This window comes from Amycolatopsis sp. NBRC 101858 (assembly GCF_030269325.1).
In the GTDB taxonomy this organism is placed as follows: Bacteria; Actinomycetota; Actinomycetes; order Mycobacteriales; family Pseudonocardiaceae; genus Amycolatopsis; species Amycolatopsis ponsaeliensis.
In genome coordinates this window covers 1-255 of the sequence record NZ_BSTD01000022.1, presented here as the reverse complement: position 1 = coordinate 255, position 255 = coordinate 1, and the positions used below count along the sequence as shown (strand labels likewise).

The 255-nt window shown below is 72.2% G+C and carries 1 protein-coding gene; it reads left to right on the top strand.

Annotated elements, in window-relative coordinates; all coding sequences use genetic code 11:
• Positions 1-255, top strand: a 255-nt coding sequence (locus tag QSK39_RS52950; RefSeq protein WP_502873397.1) for a hypothetical protein, incomplete at both ends; no start/stop codon positions are given.

Below are 255 nucleotides of genomic sequence, written 5' to 3'. Positions count from 1 at the left end.
GGAAGCACGAGAGCACGAAGTCGCACACTGCGGTGACGTCGGGCAACTCGGGTGACACCGGCGCCACCGGCTCGACCGGCGACGCCTGGAACACCAGCACCACCACCGGCGGGAACTCCGGCTGGGCAGGCAACGGCGGCGACGCCACCGCAGTCAGCACCGGCCAGAACTCCGCCACGAACACCGGTGGGCACAGCTGGAAGCGGCACGAGCAGGGCGGCCGCACGGGCGTCCTGGGTGTCGTGACCGGCACCG